Origin of the sequence: Bacillus sp. BD48 (assembly GCF_046566805.1) — a bacterium.
In the GTDB taxonomy this organism is placed as follows: Bacteria; Bacillota; Bacilli; order Bacillales; family Bacillaceae; genus Bacillus; species Bacillus safensis.
On sequence record NZ_JANGFM010000001.1, the window covers coordinates 861,130 to 884,424 of the forward strand.

Consider the following 23,295-nt stretch of genomic DNA (forward strand, 5'->3'; position numbering starts at 1 on the left):
CTCATGTTCATTTATGCTTTTTGAAAGACTGGTCGTCTTTTTTCTAAAAAGGCCTGTATACCTTCCTTGTGATCATGACTTTTTCTCAGTCTTGCCTGTGCGGCTCTCTCTTTTTGAAGAACTGATAAGAGCTTTGATTCTGACTGCTGGAAATAGATCATCTTTGTTTCGATAAAGGCTTGAAGCGGCATGTTCATAAACGGCTTCACACACACTTTTTGGTACGTATCGACCTCATCCTGAAACACCCCGTCTGTAAGGCGCAGTTTTAACGCTTCTTCAGCCGGCAGCTTTTGTCCGCTCCAAATCAATTGTTTCGCGGTTTGCTCACTGACTCTTTTTGTGAGGAAAAAATGCCCCCCGCCATCTGGAATTAATCCTACTCCATTAAAATTCATGGCAAGTTTTGCATCCTGATGCATAAACAAGTAGTCACAGCTTAGGGCAAAGCTAAAAGCGAGGCCTGCTGCTGACCCGTGGACAAGCGCAATCGTCACTTTTTTCATACCAGCTAGAGAAAGTGTAATTCCCTCGATCAAATCCATCACACGATGGAAATCTTCTTCACTTTCCTGCTTAAGCATCATCCCAATATCTCCGCCTGCTGAAAATCCTTTTCCTGCTCCCTTGATGACAACGACTTTTGCACTACTTTCCTCCGCTGCATCACATGCTTCTTTGAATTCAGCAAACATGTCCACATGAAACGAATTATAAGCTTCAGGCCTATTGAAAACGATTTCAAAAACATCCCCGTCTAACTGACAATTGATATATGTCATCATCCATCCCCCTTTTCTTAAAAAGCTCATCACTTACTTCCATTTCCATCAAGTAAAACCTTTTTCTCTAAACAAAAAATTTCAAGATCAATTGATACTAAAATAAGCATAATGATTGAAACAAGAAATATATTTTTATATAGTAAAAAAAGAAAGAAAATAAATTTGAAAGGAGGAGGATGATTGATCAGATGTTCCATCATGATATTGGTTAGCTTCATCGTCATGTTTTCTCCTTTTTCAAATGTCGTTTTTGCTTCACAGGCAGAAACGGGCACACCTAGTCTTATTTCTCCATCCATCTATGATGAAGAAATTAATGCTGTGAAGACACCATCATTTTCAAAAAAACATGCCTCATCCATTCTGTTGAAGGACAGATTATCAATGGCGGATTCTAAAGCTTTTCTGTTAAAGCGTGCCCCATCAGCTGCATTATCCATTGATCTATGTTTTTTGGAAATGAAGTGTGCGATCCCCGTTATGTATCAATCTAATTACCTCTACTGATTCATTTGATTTCATCCGTATTCACTATATGAAAAACACAGCCTATCAAATTCGGAGGGATAAAATGAACATTAAAGAGAATGATCTTCCTGGGATCGGAAAGAAATTTGAAATTGAAACGAGAAATAGAGAAAAGATGACGATTGTGATTCATGATGATGGCAGACGGGAAATTTATCGTTTTGACGATGATGATCCAGATGAAGTGCTGTCTACCATTTCTCTCGATGATGCTGAATCCCGGCAAATCGCTGCGATTATCGGCGGTATGGTGTATAAACCGCAGGCACTAGAAACCATTGAAATGGCCTTCAATGACTTAATCATTGAATGGTTTAAGGTGGAAAAAGGTGCAAAAGCGGTTGGACATACACTCGGTGATTTAGATGTGAGACAAAATTATGAAGTCACCGTGATTGCGATCATTAAACATACAAATGAAAAATTACTCAACCCTGGTGCCGATTCGATTATTCATGCAAATGATACGATGGTCATTTCAGGCGAAAGAAAACACTTGAAGCGATTGGTACGTGATTTTCTTTCTAGAGGGGGAGAGTGATGAATGGATCATTTAGTCTTTGAAGTTGGGACGGCGCTTATTCTTATCGCCATCGCCAGCTTAATCGCCAATAAAATTAAATTTTCTATCATCCCTTTTCTCATTGTCCTCGGAATGATTGTTGGGCCGCATGCTCCAACCATCGGGATCATTGATTTGAAATTTATCGAAAGCACGGAGATTATTTCGTTTTTTGGCAGAATGGGCGTCCTGTTCCTTCTTTTCTATCTTGGACTTGAGTTCTCTGTCGGAAAGCTCATTAAATCGGGTAAATCTATTGCAGTCGGCGGATCTATTTATATTTTGATCAACTTCAGCTTAGGACTGCTCTACGGTTTTATCACAGGGTTTGGATTCCTGGAGGTTCTCATTATGGCAGGGGTGATCACCATTTCATCCAGCGCCATTGTGGCCAAAGTCCTTGTCGATTTGAAACGGACGGCGAATCCTGAAACAGAGTTAATTCTAGGGATTATTATGTTTGAGGATATTTTCCTTGCCGTTTATTTATCCGTCGTATCAGGTCTTGTCCTTGGAGATGCCACTACTGTTGGCGGTGCCTTATTATCAATTTTAATCGCTTTTGGTTATATGATGCTTTTCTTTATCATTGCGCGGAAGCTGCCAAAACTATTAAACAAGTTGTTTGATATCCGTTCGAACGAAGTGTTCATCATTGTGATTTTTGCGGCTTTGTTCTTTGTCGCTGGTTTCTCAGAAACGATTCATGTAGCAGAGGCTATTGGAGCTCTCTTACTTGGTCTTGTTTTCTCAGAAACAGAGCACTCAGACCGCATCGAGCATCTCGTGGTTCCGTTTAGAGATTTCTTTGGAGCGATGTTCTTTTTCAGCTTTGGTCTCAGTATCGATCCATTTACATTGGGTGATGCCTTCTGGCTTGCGATCGGCGCTGTGATTCTTACCTTAATTGGAAACTTCACTGCCGGAATGTTCGCTGGACGGAGAGCTGGATTTTCTCATAAAGCCTCTTCTAATATTGGATTAACCATTGTATCGAGAGGAGAGTTTTCAATCATTGTTGCCGAGCTTGGTATTGCGGGCGGACTTGCCGCTACTTTGAAGCCCTTTGCTGCATTGTATGTCTTAATCCTTGCGATCTTAGGACCACTCGTAACGAAAGAATCTAAGAAAATCTATCAACTCCTAAACAAAATCTTCAAATGGAAACCTGAAAAACCAAAAGTAAAAAAAGAAACGACGATCTAATGAAAAAGGGCCCTATGCTTGGGCCCTTTTTTATGTCTTATTCAAATTGCTGAAATGCTGTTTCTTGTTTGACTGGCGCTTCCTCGACCCCGCGAATGGTTTGAATCACTTTCTGGTTGCGGTAAATCGATAGTTTTAAATTGGTCGCCGCTGTTCCGTGAGAATGATCAAGATTCGTGAATGTAAAGAAATGATGTGAGCGCTTGTCTTTGAACACAAGCCTGAAATCGTCTGTCACTTTAAAATGTTCATCACTTTCCCATTCAATCAAAGGTTCATATGCGCGAAACCATTCAGGAATATTCGGTGTGTACCCTGTAGCCAATACAGCATGATCTGCTGTTATGCTTTTTTCTTTCTTCAACTGCCACTGTTTGAGGTGCAGCTCCAAAGGCTGATGCTCTCCTATTTGAATCGCTTCAAGCTCGGTCATTGGCTGAATGAGCACAGATGGCTCTTCACCTGAAACGGAGCGATGATACAACTCCTGATAAATACGCGAAAGCGTTGATGCATCTATGCCATTTCTTAATCCTGTCAGCCTAGGCAATGTGTTCATACGTTCTTCATAAGGAAGCGAATGAAAATACTCGACATACTTTGGTGTAAAAAGTTCTTGGCCAAGTTCTGCCGTCTCCAGCTCTCTAAATTCACTAGAACGCGTAAACCATGAAAGCTGCTGTCCTTTCTTTTGATGCTGAAGCAGGTCTAAGAAAATTTCAGCTGCACTCTGCCCTGAGCCGATCACCGCCACCGACTCAGCTTCGTGAAGTGCTTTCTGCTGATCTAAATAACGGCTGCTATGAGTCACATATGGACGTGCTGCTTCAGGCACATCGACTGGAATCATTGGTTTACTTCCTGTGCCTAACACGACATGCTTTGCACGATACTCAGAAAGCGATCCATCGTTCAGCCGTCTGACTTTCACAAGATAGCCATCTTGGCAGTCCGTCACTTCTTCTACCTTCATCCCAAACTGACAGCTGTCTAATTCTCCTGCAACCCATGATAAATACTCATTGAATTCTCTCCGCGGGATATCAAACTGCTCAAATGTATAGAACCGGTGAAGTCTATTTGATTCATGTAAATAATTTAAAAATGTATACCTGCTCCTTGGATTCGCCATTGTGACAAGGTCTGCTAAAAAGGAAACTTGCAAATCCGTTCCTTTGATCAGCATACCGGGATGCCAAGCAAACTCAGACTCCTGTTCAAAAAAACAGCATGAAACATCCTCATACTCCTCTAACAAAGCGGCCAATCCTAAATTGGCGGGCCCAATCCCAATTCCGATCACATCTATCATATGTACACCTGCTTTAACTTTTTATCACTTATATACCCTTTTACAAATGAAAAAAACACTGCGTCATCGCAGTGTTTAAACGTGAGAAACAAATAATGATTCAAGGAATTGAATTTTCTCTTCTGTATAGTGTTCATACCGGTCATTATACGATTTTGGATCTTTTGGATTGGCATACTGCGTAATTTTTCCTGTCCGTGGATCAATGAATTTACTCGCTGCACCGCACCCAATGCCAATGATTGTCTGTACTTCTTCCATGATAATGATATTATACAAGCTTTCCTGTCCATCTAATGAATACCCGACATTTTCGAGATTTCCCAAAATATTTTTTTGTCTATATAAATAATACGGGTGATAATGATGTGCTTTCGTCCAAGTGACCGCTTCATCCATCATACGTGTGATTTCTTCTCGGTCGGCTACTTGATATTTCTCCTTATTGCGCGTCATTTCAGATGCTCTTTTAAAGGAGAGTGTATGCACAGTTAAAGATTCAGGCTTGAGCTCTTCAGTCTGCTGCAAGGAGTGCTGAAATTCTTTGAGCCCTTCTCCCGGCAATCCAATGATTAAGTCCATATTGATATTATTCATGCCGTACTGTCTTGATAAGTGATACTTTTCAATCGTTTCTTCCACACTATGATGCCGGCCAATAGCCTTGAGTGTTTCATTCTCATACGATTGCGGGTTGATGCTAATCCGGTCAATATTGTAGCGGTTTAGCACCTCTAGCTTATCAGGCGAAATCGTATCAGGACGCCCTGCTTCGACAGTCACTTCCCGTATATGCTTCACATCAGGGAACGAGCGGTACATTTCTTCATACAGCAAATCCATTTCTTCCGCTGTGATGCTCGTTGGCGTGCCTCCGCCAAAGTAAACGGTCGTCACTTTGATCCCGTGTTCTTTTAGCCATGCGCCCATTTTTTGCATTTCATAATGCAGACCAAACAAAAACGTTCCCACTCTACCAGCTTGTCCTTTAATGGCGTAAGCAGGGAACGTGCAATAAGCACATTTTGTAGGGCAGAAAGGAATGCCAATATAAATACTCACTTCCTGCTGAAGGTCATACAGATCTGGAATGGCTTTAAGCTGACGGTCGACAATCTCCTGCATCAAATTGATTTTTTCATCATGAATCAAGTAATCACGCTTTAACGCCGCATGTGCATCTTCCTTTGACATACCTTCTCTCAGCATCTTATGAAGCAATTTCGTAGGACGTATTCCTGTGAGAATCCCCCACTTTTGTGTCATTCCTGTGTGCTCCTGAAGCAAGTGTAAATAAACAGACAGCACTGTGTTTTTGATTTGCTTCCAGCGCTCCTTATCATTCAAGCTCTCTGGGACATCTCGTGAAAAACGACTGGTGATGTCTGATCCATCAATATGACCAGATGCTTCCACCATGCCATTTTCTTCTTTCCAACTAAATTCCATGACCAAACCATCATCCAATTCACTTGGATCAAACATCACTTCACTATCTTCTTCAAATAAATTGGCTATATTGACAAGCGGGCGATGAAATCGTTCATTTGACAGCCCTTTAATTAAAATTCGCATCATATCACCTTTATCTTCAAACTTGTTTCATTTTACAAAATTCATGTAGGAAAAGCAATGAAGGGAACAGACGAAGGCCCTGTCATTTCTTGATTGACAAGGCCTTCACTGTATTATCTCTTGATATCGAATTGATGTAAAAATCCTTCTCTTTGCTGCATTCTAAAGTATTCCTTAATCATATAAGCCACACCCTGTTCATCGTGCGAGCGCGTCACCCAATCGGCTTTACGCTTGACATCATTGGGGGCATTTCCCATAGCAACGCCTAAACCAGCCAATTCAAGCATTGGAATGTCATCTGTTCCATGACCAATGACGACCGTATCTTCTAAAGTAAAACCGAGGGCAGAGGTTAAAAGAGAAAGTCCCGCTTCTTTCGAAACCCCTTTGCATACAATATTCATTTTCTCATCACTGATCCTAATAAGGTCAACAGATGGGAATGCTTGTTGAATGGTCCTGTGAATCTCAGTCTGAAGCTCCGCGGTCGAATATACTTCAATCACTGGTGTACTGACTGGTTCATCCATCAGCATATCACTTAACGATTCAACAAATTGGACGGGATAGAAAATTGGATCAGACGGATGAATGAACGTCTTTCCCATCAGCTGAGACTGCGTTTTTTTCCGGTTGCCGATCGAGAATTTTTCATGTAGCAAGCGGACATTACAATCGAAGCTTTCAAGGATTTGCACAAGATTAAATGTCTTTTCTTCCGTTAATTTCTTCACATGAAGCGGCTCATCGAGTTTATCGGCGATAAATGCACCACTATGCGTCACAAGGGTTGATGTTGGAATCTTCAACGCCTTGGCAATTTTTTGAGCGGAACGAAAATGCCGGTTGGTGACAATCGTCACGTAAACCCCTTTTTTCTTTACATATTCCACAGCTTCTTTTGTAGCGGAATGGATTTTTCCATTGGAACGAAGTAACGTCCCATCTATATTGAGTGCAAGTAGTTTTTTTGACACTGAGGCATCCCCCTTCTTGATGACTGTACTTACGATGAGGATATGCCCTAGCTTGGTGCTTTAGAACATGCAGTTGAAAGAGCACCAGGTTATGAATAATTGATAAATAAAAAAAGCCTACCCCTAGGCTTTTTTTTATGTATGGTTTGGATGCGTTACAATGGAGTGATGAAGCTCCCCATGATCCCCTTATCATTTACACACCAAAGCATTGCTTATATCAGATCCCCTTATGATGCTTTGCGTTTCTCCCAGAAGCGCTTCTCTCTCGTTTGGCTCACCGCCATAAATCCCAAGTGAAACGCACCCAATGTCCCTTGAGAGCGCCTTTTTGAAAGCACTTTCAATATAAGTATTATCGCAGAATTTATGAGCTTCGACAACCTTTTTTTAAAAGATATTCAGGGGAAAGATAAAACAAAAAAGGGCGAATGACATCGCCCTTTCCATTAGTTTTCTTCTGGATTCCCATAAAGCTCTTCAAGTGGCTTCATGATAATTTTATTTAATTCACCGATAAGAACACTTACACGTTGTTCTGCTTCCATCAACTGAGAGATTTTGTCGTGCTGCTGAACAAGAGCAACTGTTTTTTGAGCTTGCTCCACTTCTTCTTGTGTGATCTCTTGACCAGTCATTTGTTTTTGTTGGAGGTTTACTTGAATGTCACGGAAGTTCTCAAACATTCTTTTAGAGGACTCATCCGCGTTTACCTCATCATAAAGATTTCTTAAAGTTGAATATTCTTCGCTATGACGCAATGCTTTTTCAAGGTCATATGCAACATCATAAAGATTTACAGACATGTTATGTCTCCTTTCTATCCGTTATCACCGATATGATCGGCGGACACCACTCCACTATAACAAACTATGGCTTTCCTTTCACATATATACAATGAATTCATCAAAATTTCTCTAGCTTGTCTTAGAATAGCGCCACAAAAACAGCCTGGATAGCTCCAATCATCCCGCCTAAAAGACCGCCTAAAAATGTAATCATCTTCAGCTCCTTATTGGAGATGCTGACTACAAGCTCTTCCATTTTTTCAAGCGGGAAAAGTTCAATTTGTTCACGAATGATTTCTTCAAATTGCAGCTTTGCAAGCAGCCCCTCTAAAGCATTTGATGCCGCTCCGATCCCCTTATCAATCAACACTGGCGCAAAATGTGTTTTAAGGTCATCCGCGACAGCACTGACATATGCTCCAACTGGTTTGTCTAATATCAGCTTTGTAGAGAAATGAGAAAGCAATTGATTTTTCACACTAAAAATAAGTTCCTTCACATTCCATTTTTCATCAAGCTCATGAAGAGAAAATAGCTTCACCTTGTCCCATTCTTGAACAAGTAAATCTGATAAAAATCTTTTTGTTTCTGCGTTTCTTAAAAACTTGATGATTTCGGGATGTACACGATCAATTAAGCTTGAATTCCCTAGAAACATTTGGACCATACTGCCAAGCATTCCCCGTTCTTTTAAGAAATCATCAATCATATTGCCGAGCCTTGCTTTGCCTTCATCACTTTCAAAATAATGAATGCCTCTCTTTAAAATATAATCTGCTGCATCTGGAATTTTCGATGATATTTTGGTTTCCACTTCTACCGGGAGCAATTCAGATAAAGTTTGCTGGTTATATGTTTCAAGCAGTGAACTAAGCTTCTGATCAGACCACTGATGGAGCCATCTATCTGCTTTGACGTCAGCCTGTTGAACGCCGAATTTTTCTAGCAGGGAGAATACGGTGATCTCCATATTTGCGCCTTTGTCAATATATCGATGGACTGTACGCAGGATCTCCTGCTTTGCCTCCGATGATTCAAATCGTTTTTGAATTCCTTCTGGCGTGAGCAAATGCTCCATAACCATGACACCAACCTGCTTGGCTACTTCGTCTCTTCTTTTAGGGATAAGCCCTGGTGTAAATGGAAGCTGTTTTCCGAATAAGTAATATGGCTTATAAGGCCGAAAAAGCATTTTAATTGCAAGATGGTTTGTCGCTGCTCCTATGACTGCGCCGATAACAATCATAAAGATAAACGTTGTGAATATATTCAAAGTCGTCATCTACCTTTCAAACAACACCCGATGTTTATTGTTTTGATCTATACGTATTATAGTTGTTGTCAAGTTCCCAAGCAAATGAAGCATGCCGCGAGACATATGATCAAGCGGTCTGTCGTAATGATAAAGGAGCGCAAGCTTTATGTAAAATCATAAAAAAATGTTTTTGTGATGGTAAAAAAAGAAGTTGAAAAGAAGGTGTTTTTTAATGAAAACAACATTAGGTATTGTGACCCTTTCTCCGCAGTATGAAGAGGCATTTACACGTGAGCTCGCCAAAGCTGCCCCTTCTTATCGTTTAAAGGTTGTTCGTTTTACACCACTTGATTTAAAGCCGGCTTCAAATTTGATACAAGGCCAAACATATACGAATAGCCAAGGGTTTGTAGGCGCACAATTTCCGATCCCCGACTTGATTTACGACCGATGTCTTTACCGGCATGACGCACAATCTAAAAAAGCAAAACCCATCATGGAATGGCTAAAAAAGTATCCAAAAACGGATTTTTTGAATACCGGCATTTCAAATAAAATGGCGCTATTTGAGCAACTCCGTCTTCTCTCTTCTTTACAGCCATATTTACCTGGCTGCTCATTATTAAAAGAGCCCTCAGACCTGATCAATATGGTAAGGGCGAGCGGGGCTGACGGCTTTTGTAAAATGCAGCCTCTTTCCCAGCAGCATGCAGCATCTACTTACTTCATTTCCTTTGATGGCATATCAACATTCACCGTTCAGCTAAGTTCCAACCAAACCATTACATTTTCTCGTGCGTCAGAGATGGAGCGCTGGTGCAAAAAATATGCAGGCCGGTATTTCCTTCAATTTTTCAACACGAATGATCAAAAAGAACTTTTATTCAATGAAATCAGGATTTTTCTTATGAAAGATTCACAAAATCAATGGAAACGCATGGGTATTCACACAAAATCACCTGCAGAAAATAGTCTTTTACGTCATACACAAAAATCAGGTCCTGTGATAGGCTTTGAACACTATCTAAATACATTGCAGCCACACATCAAGGAGCTCCTTTTAGATGATATTGCATCCATTCAGGCATCAATCCCAGCTTATATAGATAAAACCTACTCTCCTTGCTTTGAATTCGCAGTAGACTTACTTCATACAAGTGAAGGCAGACTATTCATATCAAATATCAGATCAAAGCCAGGGCGGTCCGATTTTTTAAAAGCTTATCCCGAAAAGGAACATCAATTGATTCGTACCATTCTTGAACATGCGCAATCGATGAAGTCTCAACCAAAGGAGGTTTCTTATGAACAAAAATCGCTGCATCATCGCCCCACACCTCACAAGTAAAAAAACAATCCATCTTCCCATCCATTATAAACAGAAAGATGCCATCGATTCTCTTGCTCTAGGATCTCGTTTAGTAGATGGCTTCAACATTTCCTATCATCAGCATCCAAATAAAATTTTATTATCTGAAGATCTATACAAAGATTTACTGATTCCTTACCAATCAAAAGCAGAAGTGATCATCATTGACCATACACTTTTTATAGGGCCGTTGATAGGCATTTTCAGTGCAGGTTTTGAGCAAAGCACGCAGCCATTAGGAACGAGATCAGCATTTTTTATCAAACTGCTGCATTCTTTCAGGCAGCATGCTGGTTTTGCCTATCTTTTTGGGTCACATTCTATTGATTGGGAAAAAGGAATTGTAGAAGGATTGTTGTACCAGCAAGATTCATGGGTAAAAAAACAGCTTCCCCTGCCGTCAGTCATCTATGATCGGCTTCCAAATAGAAAAGCTGCTCAGTCGGCAATCATTCAAGAAACGAAGCGAAAACTCACCCAAGACTATGATATCCCTTGGTTCAACCCTTACTTTTTTAACAAATGGGAGATTCATGAACAGCTATTAACAGATGAAAAAACATGGTCCTTTCTCCCACATTCTGTACAATTAGATCCCGTGGACGCTCTTAGTAAAATTGAAACGCTCCTCCATCTGCATCAAGTTATATACTTAAAACCGACAAACGGAAGTCATGGAGACGGGATTTATCAGTTAAAGAAGGAAAACCACGGAATCACTGTATACTCAAATTTTGGAAGGGCTATTCCATATGATTCAATAGATCAGTTTGTTCAAAGGCTGCGAAAGGATCATACAATTCATGATTTTATTGCACAACAAGGCATTGAGCTTCTTCAAATAGACAATTTACCGATGGATTTCAGAGTTCATACGAATAAAAATAAAGACGGTGATTGGACAGTCACAGCTGCAGCAGCAAAGGTTTCTGGAGATCACACCATCACGACTCACCAGTCACATGGGGGAACGGTGAAAACACTTTATGCTGTCTTTCCAGAAGAAAAGAAACGTTTGCAGATTTTACAGCAGCTGTCTCATACTGCCATCACGCTTAGCCAGGTGATAGATGAAAAAATGACCGGGCATATTGGTGAAATCGGTTTTGACTTAGGCATTGATCAAACAGGTGCAATTTGGATGTTCGAAGCCAATTCTCGCCCTGGTCGAGAGGTTTTCCAGCATGTCTCTTTGAAAAAATCAGAATGGCTGATTGGGAAAAGAATCATGGATTACGCATCTTACCTTTCAGAAACGGCACTCACCACTTCAAATCACGCGAACGTCTACTGACGCTTTTTTGTCACATGTCGGTGCTCTTAAATTTATGCTTTTTCTATGCTCTTTTCATGAGATGAGATACAATAATATCAAGTTCAAGGTTGTTTCCGTGTTGTCGTGTTTGTTTATTGTTTTATCAATAAAAGCAAGGAGGCAATGATGATATGATTTCTCATTTTCAATGGAAACCCCTTTTTAAGAAAGCACAATTGCCAGGCTGGAAAATATCGTTTTTTCACAACGGTTCACACTATGAAGGCATCTACCACAAAACAGGTGACATTGAATGGGGCTCTCAGCTTCCGCCCCATGAAGTTGAACCAACCTTAAAAGAAGAAATCCACGAATTAATGCTATTCCATGTTTATGATTAAACTGTTTAAGGAGCCCCGCCATGTTAGAAAAATTAAAACTTGTTTACGGAGACCATATCATCAGCTCACCTACTCATGACAAACAAATTCTTTGGTATCAAACAGACAAAGGCGAAATATTTGGAGTAGACAAATCGGAGCTTACAGCTAGAGAAACACTTCTTCTCAATTCTTTTCTTACACCAATTGATCTATTTCAAAAAGCGCAGACCGAGGATGAACAAAAATGGTTCAGCTATCTTTTTGAAAACAAACCACTAACTGTCCAACATCCCGTCCGTGTTTATTATTTTCAGATGGTCCATCAAGAAGAACAAAGACAGCAAATAAAAGAGGCTGTGAATAACAGCCTCGAACATACTCATTTCATATGGACAGGCCCTGAAACAGCTATGCTGATTCAATCAGACGCTACATCAGAAAATAGTCAATTAGATCAGTTACATGATTTGTCTCTGGCCATTACAAGTGATTTTTTAACAGACTCAGTCTTTATACAAGGGCAGCTGCATTTGCCAAATGACCATTTACAGATGAGATTATTAAATGAACAACAGCTCTTTTTGTGCCATATGGAGCGAGACAAGTTTAGGTCAGGGGTTGCCACATTTTATCAATGCCTGCCATCATTCATTTGTTATGATGCATCCGCACTCTCTCATGCTATTTCAGATGCTTTTAAAGAAGCGGTCTTTGACCGGGATGTTTACCGCACTCTCATGACCTATATGCAATGTAACTTAAATGCATCCCAGGCAGCAAAAGCCTTATATGTTCACAGAAACAGTCTTCAATATCGAATTGATAAATTTATTGAGCGCACTGGGCTAGATATACGACATTTTCCAGAAGCATCAGCTGCTTATTTCATGATGACTCTACTCGATCTTTCATAAAGAACGAAAGCATGAGCATGATGCCCAAAAATAAAAATAGGATGTTGTGCACGTTGTCCATTTACAGACTCTTCCCCATTTTATACACTTTATTTATTAGTAAAGCGCTTTCAAAAAAAAGAGGGGCTGGGAGGCTGACATCAAATGGCTGAGATGATGCTGAATCAAATTTATAAAGTGTACGATAACAAGGTAACAGCAGTAGATAACTTTAATCTACATATAGAAGATAAAGAATTTATTGTGTTTGTTGGTCCATCAGGCTGCGGAAAATCAACAACCCTTCGCATGATTGCAGGTCTAGAAGAAATTTCACAAGGAGACTTTCTGTTAGATGGAAAACGGATGAATGATGTAGCACCGAAAGATCGGGATATCGCAATGGTTTTCCAAAACTATGCATTATATCCTCATATGAATGTGTACGACAATATGGCTTTTGGATTAAAGCTTCGGAAGTTTCCGAAAGCAGAAATTGATGAGCGGGTTCGAAATGCCGCTAAAATATTAGGTCTTGAGCAATATTTAGACAGAAAACCAAAAGCACTGTCTGGCGGTCAAAGGCAGCGTGTTGCTCTCGGCAGAGCGATTGTACGCGATGCAAAGGTGTTTCTTTTGGATGAGCCGCTTTCTAATTTAGATGCAAAACTCCGTGTTCAGATGCGTGCTGAAATTTCTAAACTTCATCAGCGTCTTCAAACGACATTTATCTATGTGACACATGATCAGACTGAAGCCATGACAATGGCAACCCGCCTTGTTGTCATGAAAGATGGATTTATTCAGCAAGTTGGAGCGCCGAAAGATGTATATGAAAACCCAGAGAATGTGTTTGTAGGTGGATTTATCGGCTCACCTGCGATGAACTTTTTTACAGGAAAGCTCTCTGACGGTGCCATTGCGGTTGGAAAAACGCATATTCGTGTACCAGAAGGAAAAATGAAAGTATTACGCAGCCAAGGCTATATTGGAAAAGATGTCATACTAGGCATCAGACCAGAAGATTTTCACGATGAGCCAGTATTTATAGAGGCGTCTGAAGGCACAAAAATTAATGCTAACGTAGAAGTAGCTGAATTAATGGGAGCAGAAACGATGCTTTATTCTTCTATCGATGATCAATCGTTTATTGCACGTGTTGATTCTCGTACCGATGTCCAGGCCGGACAGTCTATCCCTCTTGCGATTAATATGAACAAAGCCCATTTCTTTGATTCAGATACGGAGCTGCGTATCCGCTCAGCTGAATAAAAAGATATATAAGCAGCGCCATCACTCATTATTGGGTGATGGTTTTTTGTATGTTAGCACAACATTTACCATGTTCTTTTCTCGTATGTTTTTTTCGGAAATAACCATAATACTTAGTACAAAGCAGTTACTGCATTGGGTTTCGCCAAGTGGCAAATGACTTGATCATTTCGCTGGTGCGATTCCAGCAAACCCAACCAAAAAAATAAATCATATATAAAAAGGAGAATCACATCATGGCAAATTCTAATAGTTCAAACCAATTACTAGTTCCTGGAGCAGAGCAAGCAATCGATCAAATGAAATACGAAATTGCTTCTGAATTTGGTGTAAACCTTGGAGCAGAAACTACAGCTCGTGCTAACGGTTCAGTTGGTGGAGAAATCACAAAACGTCTTGTGTCTTACGCTCAACAAAACCTTGGCGGAACAAAAGCTTAATTTCATATCTGGATCATAGAAGGCACCTCTTATGGTGTCTTCTTTTTTTGTTTTGATTCCTCACCAAACTCCTTTCCAGCTCATATCATGTAGTAGAAAGGAGCGGATCTTCATGGACATTATTTCAGGTATGAACTTTGAACTTCTACAATTTGTCGGTATTTCCTTATTATGCGAATATACTCATAGTATTCGGTCCTTTCACCTTTATAAAAAAAGCATCACATAAAAGTTGTACCATTTTGGGTTCTTTTCACTTATAGTATGTAGTGGAGGGATCGAACAGATGAAAATAGCTCTTTTCGGTGCTCATGGACGTGTAGGACAAGCATTTCTTCGTTTCGTTCAAGTAGATGATCGTTACATGGTTCGTTCATTGATTCGGACAAACCGAGAAGAAATGCTTGCGGGTATGTTTCAAGTCACCGGCAATTCAAGAAATCGAGAAGATGTGCTTGAGACAATCAAAGGAGCAGATATTGTTGTAAGCTGTCTATCAACAGATGGTGATGATACATTATCTGTTTCAATGGAGCATATCGTACAAGCCATGAAGCAAACAAATACATCAAGAATTATTACAATTGGTACAGCAGGTATTTTAAAAGCAAGGCAGCAGCCGGAGCTTTACCGTTTTGAAACAAATGAATCAAGGCGGACCACTTCTCGAGCAGCTAAAGAGCATGCGAAAGCGTTTGAAATCCTTCAATCGACTGATCTAGATTGGACCATTATTTGTCCAACCTATTTACCAGATGGAGAAGTGACACGGTCATATCGCTATGAGAAAGATTTTCTCCCTATAGATGGAAAGAAAATTTCAGTTGAAGATACCGCACACTTTTTATATCAGCAGTTAAATTCGAAGGAATTTGTGCATCAACGCGTCGGCATCGCTTATTGATGATGCAGCCTGTCCAAACGATATAACCAGTAAAAGGTCGAGGACTGAATCCTCGACTTTTTCTCATGCAAATGAAAAGAGCCTCATTCAATTTTGAAGAGGCTCTTTTTTCTGCTATTCATCAGCTGTTTGCAACAGCACCTTTTTGCAGTTCGTACATTTGCGCATACAGCCCTTCTTGCTGCATGAGTTGTTCATGACTGCCACGCTCAACGATTTCACCTTTTTCTAACACTAAGATCATATCGGCTTTTTTAATAGTGGATAATCGGTGAGCAATCACAAAAGTTGTTCGTCCTTCTTTGACTACATCAAGCGCCCGCTGAATGATCGCTTCTGTTTCTGTATCAATGTTCGCGGTGGCTTCATCTAAAATTAAAATCGCTGGATCGTATGCCAATGCGCGCGCAAATGAAATCAACTGACGTTCCCCTGAGGAAAGGGTGCTTCCCTTTTCAACGACTGGTTCATCAAAGCCTTCTGACAGGTGCTTCAATAACTCTGCTGCACCTACTTGCTTTAATGAGGATTCAATGGTTTCTCTTTTGATGTCTTCATTTCCTAAGCTGACATTGGAGGCAATTGTTCCAGAAAATAAATACGGGTCTTGCAGCACAATGCCCATTTGTTTACGCAGCGTTTGGCGCGACTGATCATAAATGCTTTCACCATCTATGAGAATGTCTCCTTGCTGAATGTCATAAAAACGCAGCAGCAAGTTCATGATCGAGCTTTTCCCAGAACCAGTATGCCCCACAAGTGCAACCGTTTGACCTTTCTTTGCTTCAAACGTAATGTTCTTTAAGACATTTTTCCCTTCATTATAAGCAAAGGTGACATCTTTGAACTGAACGTGTCCCTCCAGCTTCTTCTGAACAGGTTCTTCCACTTCTGTTCCTGGTTCATCTAATAACCTGAAAACCCTCTCCGATGAAACCCTTGCTAGTTCCAACCTAGAGAATTGATTCACAATGCCTGTAATCGGCTGGAACAATCGATTTAAATAATCGACAAACGCATAGAGCACACCAATGGACACAATGCCTGTCGCACTTAACGAAGCACCTCCAAAATACCAAATGAGTGCCACATATGCTAAATTTCGCAGCAGGTTAACCAAGTTATGTGAAAGAAGTGAATTTAAATGCAGCATCTTTCGCTGATATCGAAAGTGATTGTTGTTCAGCTCATCAAATTCCTCTTGCGTCGCTTTTTCATGTCGAAATGCTTGAATAATTGTCATCCCTTGAATGGCTTCATTTAGCTTGGCATTGATTTCACTGATGATCGAACGAATGCGGTGATTGTACACTGATGCAAACTTTCTGTAAGTCATCGACCATAGGAAAATAATCGGTACTGCGATCAAACAGATGAGTGCCAGCTTCACATTTAATAAAAACATGGCAATGTAAATCCCAATCATGTAAATAGCACTCGTCACGAAATTAGCAAGGACTGTTACATATAAATCACGAATGGTTTCCGTGTCATTGGTGATCCTCGCGACAACCTTTCCAGCCGGTAAATTATCGAAATATCGGATCGGCAGCGTTTGGATGTGCTCAAATACGTCTACCCTCATTTTTTGGATAATTCGATTTGCAATCCTCTGGAGCAAATAGTGCTGCCCATACTGAAAGAAAATCGCAACGATGAGCAGTCCTAGATAAAATAGAACAAGCTGCACCAAACCACTGATTTCTGGCTGATAAAAAGCAAAAATCTCCTCTTTTGATAAACGCTGTACCTCGTATGTCTCACGCTCGTTCCCATTTTCAATGGTGAGCTGATCTCCGGATATCTTTCTGTTTCCATCAAAACGAATCGGCTCATTCACAAAATAGTAACCGAACCCGACTTGCACCACATTGATTTGCTTTCCAGATTCCATTCCATTGTTTAATCGATCGCTTCGTATATAGTTATTTCCCTGGTAATAAACGGTTTTGTCTGTCTTTTCATTGACCTCGACATACGGTTTTTCTACACCTAAAATATGATCATCAATCATTTTCTTCCCAATAAACGGCCCTGTCAGCTCAGCACCAACTGCAATCATGAGAAAGATTAAGGCAACAGACAGTACTTTCTTATATAGGAGTGCGTAGGCAAGGAGTCTTCTTCCTGTTGTCATGCCTCATCCCCTCCTTCCAGCTGATTTGTCAGCTGCTGACGCAAAAATTGTTCTTTGTACCACCCATCCTGCTTGATGAGCTCGTTGTGGGTGCCCTTTTGGACAATGCGTCCTTCTTCCATGACAAGAATGAGATCCGCATGTTCAACAGCTGATAGGCGATGAGTCGTAATAAACGTCGTTTTGCCATGACGGTTTTGTCTTAGATTTTCTAAAATAGCGGTTTCTGTTTTTGCATCTACCGCAGATAATGAGTCATCCAGAATTAAAATGTCTGGATCAATTAATAAAGCACGTGCGATGGATATTCGCTGTTTTTGTCCGCCTGACAGCGCCACACCTTTTTCTCCAACCATGGTTTCCAGCCCCTCTGGCAGCAGGCGTAAATCCTTTTCAAAGTAAGCATCCTTGATTGCTTGTGCTAACTCATCTTGTTTCGCGTCCCGATGACCAAAGCGCATATTCTGTTCCACGCTTTTTGAGAAAAGTATATGATCCTGCGGTACGTATCCGATCCATTGAAATAACTGATCTAATTCAATGTTTTGGATCGGAACACCTGATAGCAAGATTTGCCCTTCACCTGCCGGGTACTGACGCAGAAGTTGTTTGACAATGGTCGTTTTTCCGCTTCCCGTTTTGCCTGTAATCCCAATCGTCTGCCCTTTTCGAACAGTAAAGGACACATCAATGAGATTATCTTTAGATGAAGTTGGATATCTGAATGTCACATGATCAAATTGAATATCTCCAGGCTCTTGTAACATTTTCGGCTGAGCAGCATCTGTTACGTCCGGCTTATAGCTGAGTGTATGATTCAACCGGTCTAACGACGCATTTCCTCTTTGCATAATATTAATCAATTCGCCGATCGCAAACATTGGCCAGATCATCATGCCAAGATAGACGTTAAATGCAACAAGCTCCCCAATGGTTAAATCACTTTGGAATACGAGATAGGCTCCATAGCCAATTCCAATTAAGTAGCTGATCCCCACAAGTAATTTCACTGTCGGTTCAAATAATGAATCAATGGTTGCCACTCGCATATTTTTTTGGAATACATCATCTGTCATTTCACGAAAGCGTTCGACATCTTGTTTCTCCTGCACAAAAGAGCGAATGACCCGAACGCCTGCCACTGATTCAAGAACTCGATCGTTCATATCACCAAATGCATCTTGAGCGACTGTAAAGCGATCATGGATTTTGCTGCCATAGAACGCAATCAAGAGCGCCATCAGCGGCATAGGGATAATTGCCATTAAGGTTAATTTCCAACTAATCGTCAGCCCCATCGTAAAGAAGATCATCAGCATATAAGCAGTGGAATCAACCAAGGTCAGAACGCCAAAACCTGTCGTTAAGGCCACAGCATTCAAATCGTTTGTACCTAATGCCATTAAGTTGCCGGTTTTTTTCTTTTCATAAAAGGTAGGCGTCATCTTAAGCAAGTGGCGCATCAGTTTCCCGCGCATCACACGCTCCATGACATTTGCGCCGCCAAATAACTGATACATCCAAAAATATGTAAGTGTATAGACGACGACACCTAGTAAGCAAAAAATGATCACATAAAACATAATACTGGATGTTGTAAATTGACCAGAACGAATGTCATCAACTGCCTGGCCAAGGTATCTTGGCGGCAGCATTTCAAGCACATTTACAATGAGCAGGAGCGTAATAGCGATCGTATAACGCCTCCACTCTTGTTTAAAGAACCAGCCTAATTTCGCAAATACTGAAAACATGTTTGTCTCTCCTTTTCAAGCTAGCCGCTTTCTAAATTTTCCTGTGTGTCACCTTGTTTCGTTTTTTGTGTTTTTGTCATTTGTCTTGATTTTGGCATGTTCACATGCTTTCACTCCTCTTCATTTATTCATTGATCTCCATCCCATTATTTCGAAATACGAAATGAATACAACAAAAAAAGAGGCCACCAGCTGGCTGGTACGCCTCTTTTCGTCATGTAAAAAGGCGTATGTTGACAAATACGCAACATACGCCTTGATTCATCCGATCAATTGGAACATACGAGTTCCTTTACAATGACCAATGAAGGTGTAATTGTCACGTGAATCAACCCATTCATGCAGTTTGATTTCATTCTTCCAATGTTGCACATGACATTTCCTCCTTTTGGCTCTTGAATCTTTTTTTATCTTATAGTGGCTGTCACTATTTTGTCAATAAATATTTTTCAATAAATGAAATTTTCTAACAAAAATCCATCTCCTTTATGTGTATCTTTTTCTATTAACGGGTATATCATGAGTGTAAAGACTCCTTTTGAAAGGAATGAGGACATTGTTTCAAGCTGATCGTATGGTCGTTGCGTTTGATGGTCATGAAGACAGTAAGAAAGCATTAAAAAAGGCAATCGCTTTAGCCAAAACCTTGCATGCCAAGCTGACCGTTACCTATGCCCATGATGGCAAAACAGGCAGACAGGTGTTTGATGCACCGCGCCCAATGACTGGTGGAGCTTATATCGGCGGCGGTACGGCAGACCTTCAAACACCCCCTGTGTATGTACCACATGATGAACAGCAAAGTCCCTTGATTTTTGAAGACCATACAGAAGAGGTCGTTGCGGAAGCACGAATGCTTTTAAATGAGGAACAGTTTGAGGCTGCTATTGAAATTGTGGAGGGAGAACCAGCAGAAGCGATTATCGAATATGCTGAGGAAATATCAGCAGACCTCATCGTCATGGGAGCACGTGACCAAAGCAGATTAAAAAAAATGCTATTTGGCAGTGTGAGTGAAAAGTTATCAGCGAAATCAGATATCCCTGTGCTTATTGTGAAATAAATGCATTACAAAAGGCTGTAAACATTGGTTTACAGCCTTTTTTATTTATGAAGAGATCGATGTTTCACTTTCATGTTTAATTTTTTGCTGGAAGCCTTCTTGTACGCGCTTTGTCAGCTCTCCTGGAACGCCTTCCCCTACTGGCTCGCCATCTATTTCAACAATCGGAACGACTTCAGCCGTCGTCGAGCTGATGAAGATTTCCTGAGCGCGAAGCAGCTCTTCTTTGCTTATTCGAGTTTCTTCAACAGTACATCCTTCTTCCTTACATACCTCCAGCAGCTTTCTACGGGTAATGCCGTTTAAAATGAAATTGTTTGCAGGGTGAGTGCGAATCACGCCATCAATCACGGCATATACATTCGAGGAGGTTCCCTCGGTCACAAAACCGTCTCTCACAAGGATTGCTTCAAACGCACCAGCTTCAGATGCTTTCTGCTTTTCCATGATGTTATATAAAAGGTTTAAGCTTTTGATATCACACCTTAACCAGCGAAGATCCTCAGATAATATGGCCTTTGCACCAGCTTTCTGCTCTTGAACAGGCTTTTTCACCTGGAACGTATATGCCGTGATTTGAGGAGTGAGAGAATGACTATATTGATGTTTACGAGGGGCGACACCCCGCGTGACTTGAATATACACACCGCCATCTGTTAATTGATTGTGAGCGACGAGCTGTTGTAACTTTTCTTCCATATCAGATACTGTACCTTGCAGATGAATGCCAATTTCCTTTGCACTCTTGAACAAACGCTCTGTATGTTCCTTTAACGTAAACAAAGTACCATTGTATACACGGATGACCTCATAGACTCCGTCACCAAATTGATACCCTCTGTCCTCAATATCAACATGTGCATCCTTTTTTTCAATGAAATCTCCATTGTACAATACTTTCATATGGAATCTCCCCTTCGCTTTGCATTAATGGTTGAATCTGATGCTATCTTAGCGGATAAATGGGTACGTTTCAATGATTATTCAGAATTATTTCACATCATATGAAATAGATAACCTTCTATTGTAACAAATATAGATTTATAACCAAAAAGATTCCAATTTTTTAGCATCTTCTATATTCATAGGCTCTTTTTTCCTGTATACTTACCCCATATAAACACGACAAAAAACAGCGAAAAAAGACAGAATCCACTACATGATTCGACACAAATTTTTGATTTATTGGAGCGATTGTAATGCAACGGGTTAAAAAAAAACAGACACCTTCAAACACAATGCTGCTCTCAAAGGCGATTGGTTTTGTCATCCTGACACTAATCCTCTTTTTTATTTGGGATATGTCCAAAACCAATATGCAGGCAGCAGATCAGCCGGCGAAATTGTCTGCAAGCAGTCAATTTAGGGACACAAGCACTAGTATGAAAGCAAAAGATGATTCTAGGAAAACATTAGATGCACATTTTAAGATTAATTCAAATAAACATGTGACGGATCAAACGATCTTTTTAACATTTGATGATGGTCCATCAGCGACTACAAATCAGCTGTTAGATGTGCTAAAAGCGCATCAAGTGAAGGCCACATTCTTTATGCTCGGGCCGCAGATTAAAGAACACCCCGCAGATGTGAAAAGACTTCATCAAGAAGGTCATCAATTAGGGCTTCATGGTATCACCCATGATGTGAAACGTTTTTATCAAAAAAGTGATTCTCCTGTTAACGAGATGAAAGAAGATCAGCGCATTTTGGCTTCTGTCACAGGTGAGTATACCCATCTTGTAAGAACACCCTATGGCAGCGCCCCAAATTTAACCGATCAGCAAAAAGCACGTTTAAAACAACAAGGCTTTGTATACTGGGATTGGACCATTGACAGTCTTGACTGGAAATATAAAAGCTCAAAATATGTACCAGAGGTATTAAATCAGCTGCAAGTGCTGGACACAAAATATCCAAAAGAACCAAAAATCATCTTAATGCACGATCAGCCAGCGACGGCAAAATACTTAAACAGCTTAATCACGCAGCTAAAGGCAAAGGGCTATACATTTGAAGTCCTTGATGAAACAATGAAGCCGCTGCAGCAATAAAGATAAACCCGCACCTTTAGGATGCGGGTTTTTTGATGATTTATAAAGCCTTCACGAGATCGCCAATTCGCTCATGAAACACAAGATCAAAAAGCGGATCGAATTCTGTTTCACTCAAATTCATCATCACCATGAAGATGGAAGGATCATGAGCTGCATCTTCTGGAATATATCTTGCTGGCGCTACCTCCAGGGAAGTCCCCATGACGAGCAGCATGTCCGTTTTCTGAAGTGATGTCTCCACTTGATCAAGATGTTTGACCATATCTCCAAAAAGGACAACATCTGTTTTTAGCACACGTCCACACGTACTGCCATCTGAGGAAACCCTTTGACAGACTGGCACCTCTTCTTTTAACAAATAAGGCAAATCGTACACCGCCTGGCACGATGGACAAGAAGCCGTTTGAATGGAGCCATGGAGTTCATATACATGCTGGCTTCCCGCCTTTTTATGAAGACCATCAATATTTTGGGTGAAAATATCCACATGCTTCCCTTGTTGCTCAAGGCTGGCTAAAAAGGTGTGCCCGCTATTTGGCTCGTATTCTCCACTCATTTTCATCTGAAACAATTCCTTAAATTTCGGCCAGAATTGATGAGGATTTGATAAAAAGTAGGACCGGCTAATCGCCTCCATGCGGGAAGTATCTTCTGTCCACAGACCACCCGTTGATCTAAAATCAGGAATACCCGATTCTGTACTCATACCAGCACCTGAGAGTACTGTAATATGTGAAGCCTGCGATAATTTCTCTCTTAGTGCTTCCACCTTTGTTT

General features: G+C 40.6%; 22 protein-coding genes. 12 read left to right on the plus strand and 10 right to left on the minus strand.

What is annotated here, in order from left to right:
* Positions 1 to 11: 11 nt before the first annotated feature.
* Complete coding sequence (locus tag ACLGGR_RS04455; RefSeq protein WP_410972571.1) at positions 12 to 785, minus strand: enoyl-CoA hydratase; 774 nt, start codon at positions 783 to 785, stop codon at positions 12 to 14.
* Between the two features lie 180 nt (positions 786 to 965).
* Between ACLGGR_RS04455 and ACLGGR_RS04460 the strand changes: the two genes are divergently transcribed.
* The 3 genes from ACLGGR_RS04460 (at position 966) to ACLGGR_RS04470 (ending at position 3,081) form a co-directional block, all read left to right on the plus strand.
* Entirely contained in the window at positions 966 to 1,292 is a 327-nt protein-coding gene (locus ACLGGR_RS04460; RefSeq protein WP_251215718.1) for a potassium:proton antiporter, read from the plus strand.
* Between the two features lie 64 nt (positions 1,293 to 1,356).
* A complete protein-coding gene (locus ACLGGR_RS04465) occupies positions 1,357 to 1,854 on the plus strand; it encodes a cation:proton antiporter regulatory subunit (protein WP_142944413.1) in 498 nt (165 codons plus the stop codon).
* Positions 1,855 to 1,857: 3 nt separating this feature from the next.
* Positions 1,858 to 3,081, plus strand: a complete 1,224-nt coding sequence (locus ACLGGR_RS04470) for a cation:proton antiporter (RefSeq protein ID WP_323647405.1) — start codon at positions 1,858 to 1,860, stop codon at positions 3,079 to 3,081.
* Between the two features lie 37 nt (positions 3,082 to 3,118).
* Here ACLGGR_RS04470 and ACLGGR_RS04475 read toward each other — a convergent pair whose 3' ends face one another.
* From ACLGGR_RS04475 to ACLGGR_RS04495, 5 genes are all read right to left on the minus strand, one after another.
* Positions 3,119 to 4,393, minus strand: coding sequence for a lysine N(6)-hydroxylase/L-ornithine N(5)-oxygenase family protein (locus tag ACLGGR_RS04475; protein WP_410972572.1), 1,275 nt, complete (start codon positions 4,391 to 4,393; stop codon positions 3,119 to 3,121).
* Positions 4,394 to 4,468: 75 nt separating this feature from the next.
* Positions 4,469 to 5,968, minus strand: a complete 1,500-nt coding sequence (locus ACLGGR_RS04480; protein WP_410972618.1) for a coproporphyrinogen III oxidase — start codon at positions 5,966 to 5,968, stop codon at positions 4,469 to 4,471.
* A 113-nt stretch (positions 5,969 to 6,081) separates the two neighbouring features.
* The gene (locus ACLGGR_RS04485) at positions 6,082 to 6,948 is read right to left on the minus strand and encodes a Cof-type HAD-IIB family hydrolase (RefSeq protein ID WP_142944409.1); all 867 of its coding nucleotides are present in this window, start codon (positions 6,946 to 6,948) and stop codon (positions 6,082 to 6,084) included.
* 449 nt (positions 6,949 to 7,397) lie between these two features.
* Complete coding sequence (locus ACLGGR_RS04490) at positions 7,398 to 7,754, minus strand: YlbF/YmcA family competence regulator (RefSeq protein ID WP_024425750.1); 357 nt, start codon at positions 7,752 to 7,754, stop codon at positions 7,398 to 7,400.
* Between the two features lie 121 nt (positions 7,755 to 7,875).
* On the minus strand, positions 7,876 to 9,009 hold the full coding sequence (locus ACLGGR_RS04495) for a DUF445 domain-containing protein (RefSeq protein ID WP_323647413.1): 1,134 nt from the start codon (positions 9,007 to 9,009) through the stop codon (positions 7,876 to 7,878).
* Between the two features lie 214 nt (positions 9,010 to 9,223).
* On the opposite strand from ACLGGR_RS04495, the gene ACLGGR_RS04500 reads away from it, so the two are divergent.
* The 7 genes from ACLGGR_RS04500 (at position 9,224) to ACLGGR_RS04530 (ending at position 15,507) form a co-directional block, all read left to right on the plus strand.
* Positions 9,224 to 10,339: a YheC/YheD family protein gene (locus ACLGGR_RS04500; RefSeq protein WP_410972573.1), complete on the plus strand. Its 1,116-nt coding sequence runs from the start codon at positions 9,224 to 9,226 to the stop codon at positions 10,337 to 10,339.
* On the plus strand, positions 10,296 to 11,654 hold the full coding sequence (locus ACLGGR_RS04505) for a YheC/YheD family endospore coat-associated protein (protein ID WP_410972574.1): 1,359 nt from the start codon (positions 10,296 to 10,298) through the stop codon (positions 11,652 to 11,654). The genes ACLGGR_RS04500 and ACLGGR_RS04505 overlap by 44 nt, the downstream gene beginning before the upstream one ends.
* A gap of 152 nt (positions 11,655 to 11,806) precedes the next feature.
* Complete coding sequence (locus ACLGGR_RS04510; protein ID WP_008348933.1) at positions 11,807 to 12,016, plus strand: YheE family protein; 210 nt, start codon at positions 11,807 to 11,809, stop codon at positions 12,014 to 12,016.
* Positions 12,017 to 12,036: 20 nt separating this feature from the next.
* Positions 12,037 to 12,912 (plus strand): helix-turn-helix domain-containing protein, encoded by an 876-nt coding sequence (locus tag ACLGGR_RS04515; RefSeq protein ID WP_410972575.1) that lies wholly within the window; start codon positions 12,037 to 12,039, stop codon positions 12,910 to 12,912.
* 144 nt (positions 12,913 to 13,056) lie between these two features.
* Entirely contained in the window at positions 13,057 to 14,163 is a 1,107-nt protein-coding gene (locus ACLGGR_RS04520) for an ABC transporter ATP-binding protein (RefSeq protein WP_142944404.1), read from the plus strand.
* Positions 14,164 to 14,399: 236 nt separating this feature from the next.
* Entirely contained in the window at positions 14,400 to 14,603 is a 204-nt protein-coding gene (locus ACLGGR_RS04525; protein ID WP_039177528.1) for an alpha/beta-type small acid-soluble spore protein, read from the plus strand.
* A 286-nt stretch (positions 14,604 to 14,889) separates the two neighbouring features.
* Positions 14,890 to 15,507 (plus strand): NAD(P)-dependent oxidoreductase, encoded by a 618-nt coding sequence (locus ACLGGR_RS04530; RefSeq protein ID WP_142944403.1) that lies wholly within the window; start codon positions 14,890 to 14,892, stop codon positions 15,505 to 15,507.
* 121 nt (positions 15,508 to 15,628) lie between these two features.
* On the opposite strand, the gene ACLGGR_RS04535 is transcribed toward ACLGGR_RS04530, so the two are convergent.
* Both ACLGGR_RS04535 and bmrC read right to left on the minus strand, forming a co-directional pair.
* Positions 15,629 to 17,644, minus strand: coding sequence for an ABC transporter ATP-binding protein (locus ACLGGR_RS04535; RefSeq protein ID WP_410972576.1), 2,016 nt, complete (start codon positions 17,642 to 17,644; stop codon positions 15,629 to 15,631).
* A complete protein-coding gene (gene bmrC, locus ACLGGR_RS04540; protein ID WP_323647424.1) occupies positions 17,641 to 19,398 on the minus strand; it encodes a multidrug ABC transporter ATP-binding protein BmrC in 1,758 nt (585 codons plus the stop codon). Before bmrC ends, ACLGGR_RS04535 begins: the two co-directional genes overlap by 4 nt.
* 556 nt (positions 19,399 to 19,954) lie before the next feature.
* Between bmrC and ACLGGR_RS04545 the strand changes: the two genes are divergently transcribed.
* Positions 19,955 to 20,461 carry a universal stress protein gene (locus tag ACLGGR_RS04545; protein WP_142944400.1) on the plus strand — a complete coding sequence of 169 codons (507 nt, stop codon included), beginning with the start codon at positions 19,955 to 19,957 and terminating at the stop codon, positions 20,459 to 20,461.
* 45 nt (positions 20,462 to 20,506) lie between these two features.
* On the opposite strand, the gene dat is transcribed toward ACLGGR_RS04545, so the two are convergent.
* Positions 20,507 to 21,364: a D-amino-acid transaminase gene (gene dat / locus ACLGGR_RS04550; protein WP_323647427.1), complete on the minus strand. Its 858-nt coding sequence runs from the start codon at positions 21,362 to 21,364 to the stop codon at positions 20,507 to 20,509.
* Between the two features lie 296 nt (positions 21,365 to 21,660).
* Between dat and ACLGGR_RS04555 the strand changes: the two genes are divergently transcribed.
* Positions 21,661 to 22,515, plus strand: a complete 855-nt coding sequence (locus ACLGGR_RS04555; protein WP_142944398.1) for a polysaccharide deacetylase family protein — start codon at positions 21,661 to 21,663, stop codon at positions 22,513 to 22,515.
* A 40-nt stretch (positions 22,516 to 22,555) separates the two neighbouring features.
* Here the strand turns inward: ACLGGR_RS04555 and ACLGGR_RS04560 are convergent, their stop codons facing one another.
* Positions 22,556 to 23,287, minus strand: a complete 732-nt coding sequence (locus ACLGGR_RS04560; RefSeq protein ID WP_410972619.1) for an NAD-dependent protein deacylase — start codon at positions 23,285 to 23,287, stop codon at positions 22,556 to 22,558.
* Positions 23,288 to 23,295: the final 8 nt, after the last annotated feature.

Coding starts and splice junctions, on each gene's coding strand:
- ACLGGR_RS04455 (WP_410972571.1), bottom strand. CDS start 785: ATGATGACATATATCAATTGTCAGTTAGACGGGGATGTTTTTGAAATC.
- ACLGGR_RS04465 (WP_142944413.1), top strand. CDS start 1,357: ATGAACATTAAAGAGAATGATCTTCCTGGGATCGGAAAGAAATTTGAA.
- ACLGGR_RS04470 (WP_323647405.1), top strand. CDS start 1,858: ATGGATCATTTAGTCTTTGAAGTTGGGACGGCGCTTATTCTTATCGCC.
- ACLGGR_RS04475 (WP_410972572.1), bottom strand. CDS start 4,393: ATGATAGATGTGATCGGAATTGGGATTGGGCCCGCCAATTTAGGATTG.
- ACLGGR_RS04480 (WP_410972618.1), bottom strand. CDS start 5,968: ATGCGAATTTTAATTAAAGGGCTGTCAAATGAACGATTTCATCGCCCG.
- ACLGGR_RS04490 (WP_024425750.1), bottom strand. CDS start 7,754: ATGTCTGTAAATCTTTATGATGTTGCATATGACCTTGAAAAAGCATTG.
- ACLGGR_RS04500 (WP_410972573.1), top strand. CDS start 9,224: ATGAAAACAACATTAGGTATTGTGACCCTTTCTCCGCAGTATGAAGAG.
- ACLGGR_RS04505 (WP_410972574.1), top strand. CDS start 10,296: ATGAACAAAAATCGCTGCATCATCGCCCCACACCTCACAAGTAAAAAA.
- ACLGGR_RS04510 (WP_008348933.1), top strand. CDS start 11,807: ATGATTTCTCATTTTCAATGGAAACCCCTTTTTAAGAAAGCACAATTG.
- ACLGGR_RS04515 (WP_410972575.1), top strand. CDS start 12,037: ATGTTAGAAAAATTAAAACTTGTTTACGGAGACCATATCATCAGCTCA.
- ACLGGR_RS04520 (WP_142944404.1), top strand. CDS start 13,057: ATGGCTGAGATGATGCTGAATCAAATTTATAAAGTGTACGATAACAAG.
- ACLGGR_RS04525 (WP_039177528.1), top strand. CDS start 14,400: ATGGCAAATTCTAATAGTTCAAACCAATTACTAGTTCCTGGAGCAGAG.
- ACLGGR_RS04530 (WP_142944403.1), top strand. CDS start 14,890: ATGAAAATAGCTCTTTTCGGTGCTCATGGACGTGTAGGACAAGCATTT.
- ACLGGR_RS04535 (WP_410972576.1), bottom strand. CDS start 17,644: ATGACAACAGGAAGAAGACTCCTTGCCTACGCACTCCTATATAAGAAA.
- bmrC (WP_323647424.1), bottom strand. CDS start 19,398: ATGTTTTCAGTATTTGCGAAATTAGGCTGGTTCTTTAAACAAGAGTGG.
- dat (WP_323647427.1), bottom strand. CDS start 21,364: ATGAAAGTATTGTACAATGGAGATTTCATTGAAAAAAAGGATGCACAT.
- ACLGGR_RS04555 (WP_142944398.1), top strand. CDS start 21,661: ATGCAACGGGTTAAAAAAAAACAGACACCTTCAAACACAATGCTGCTC.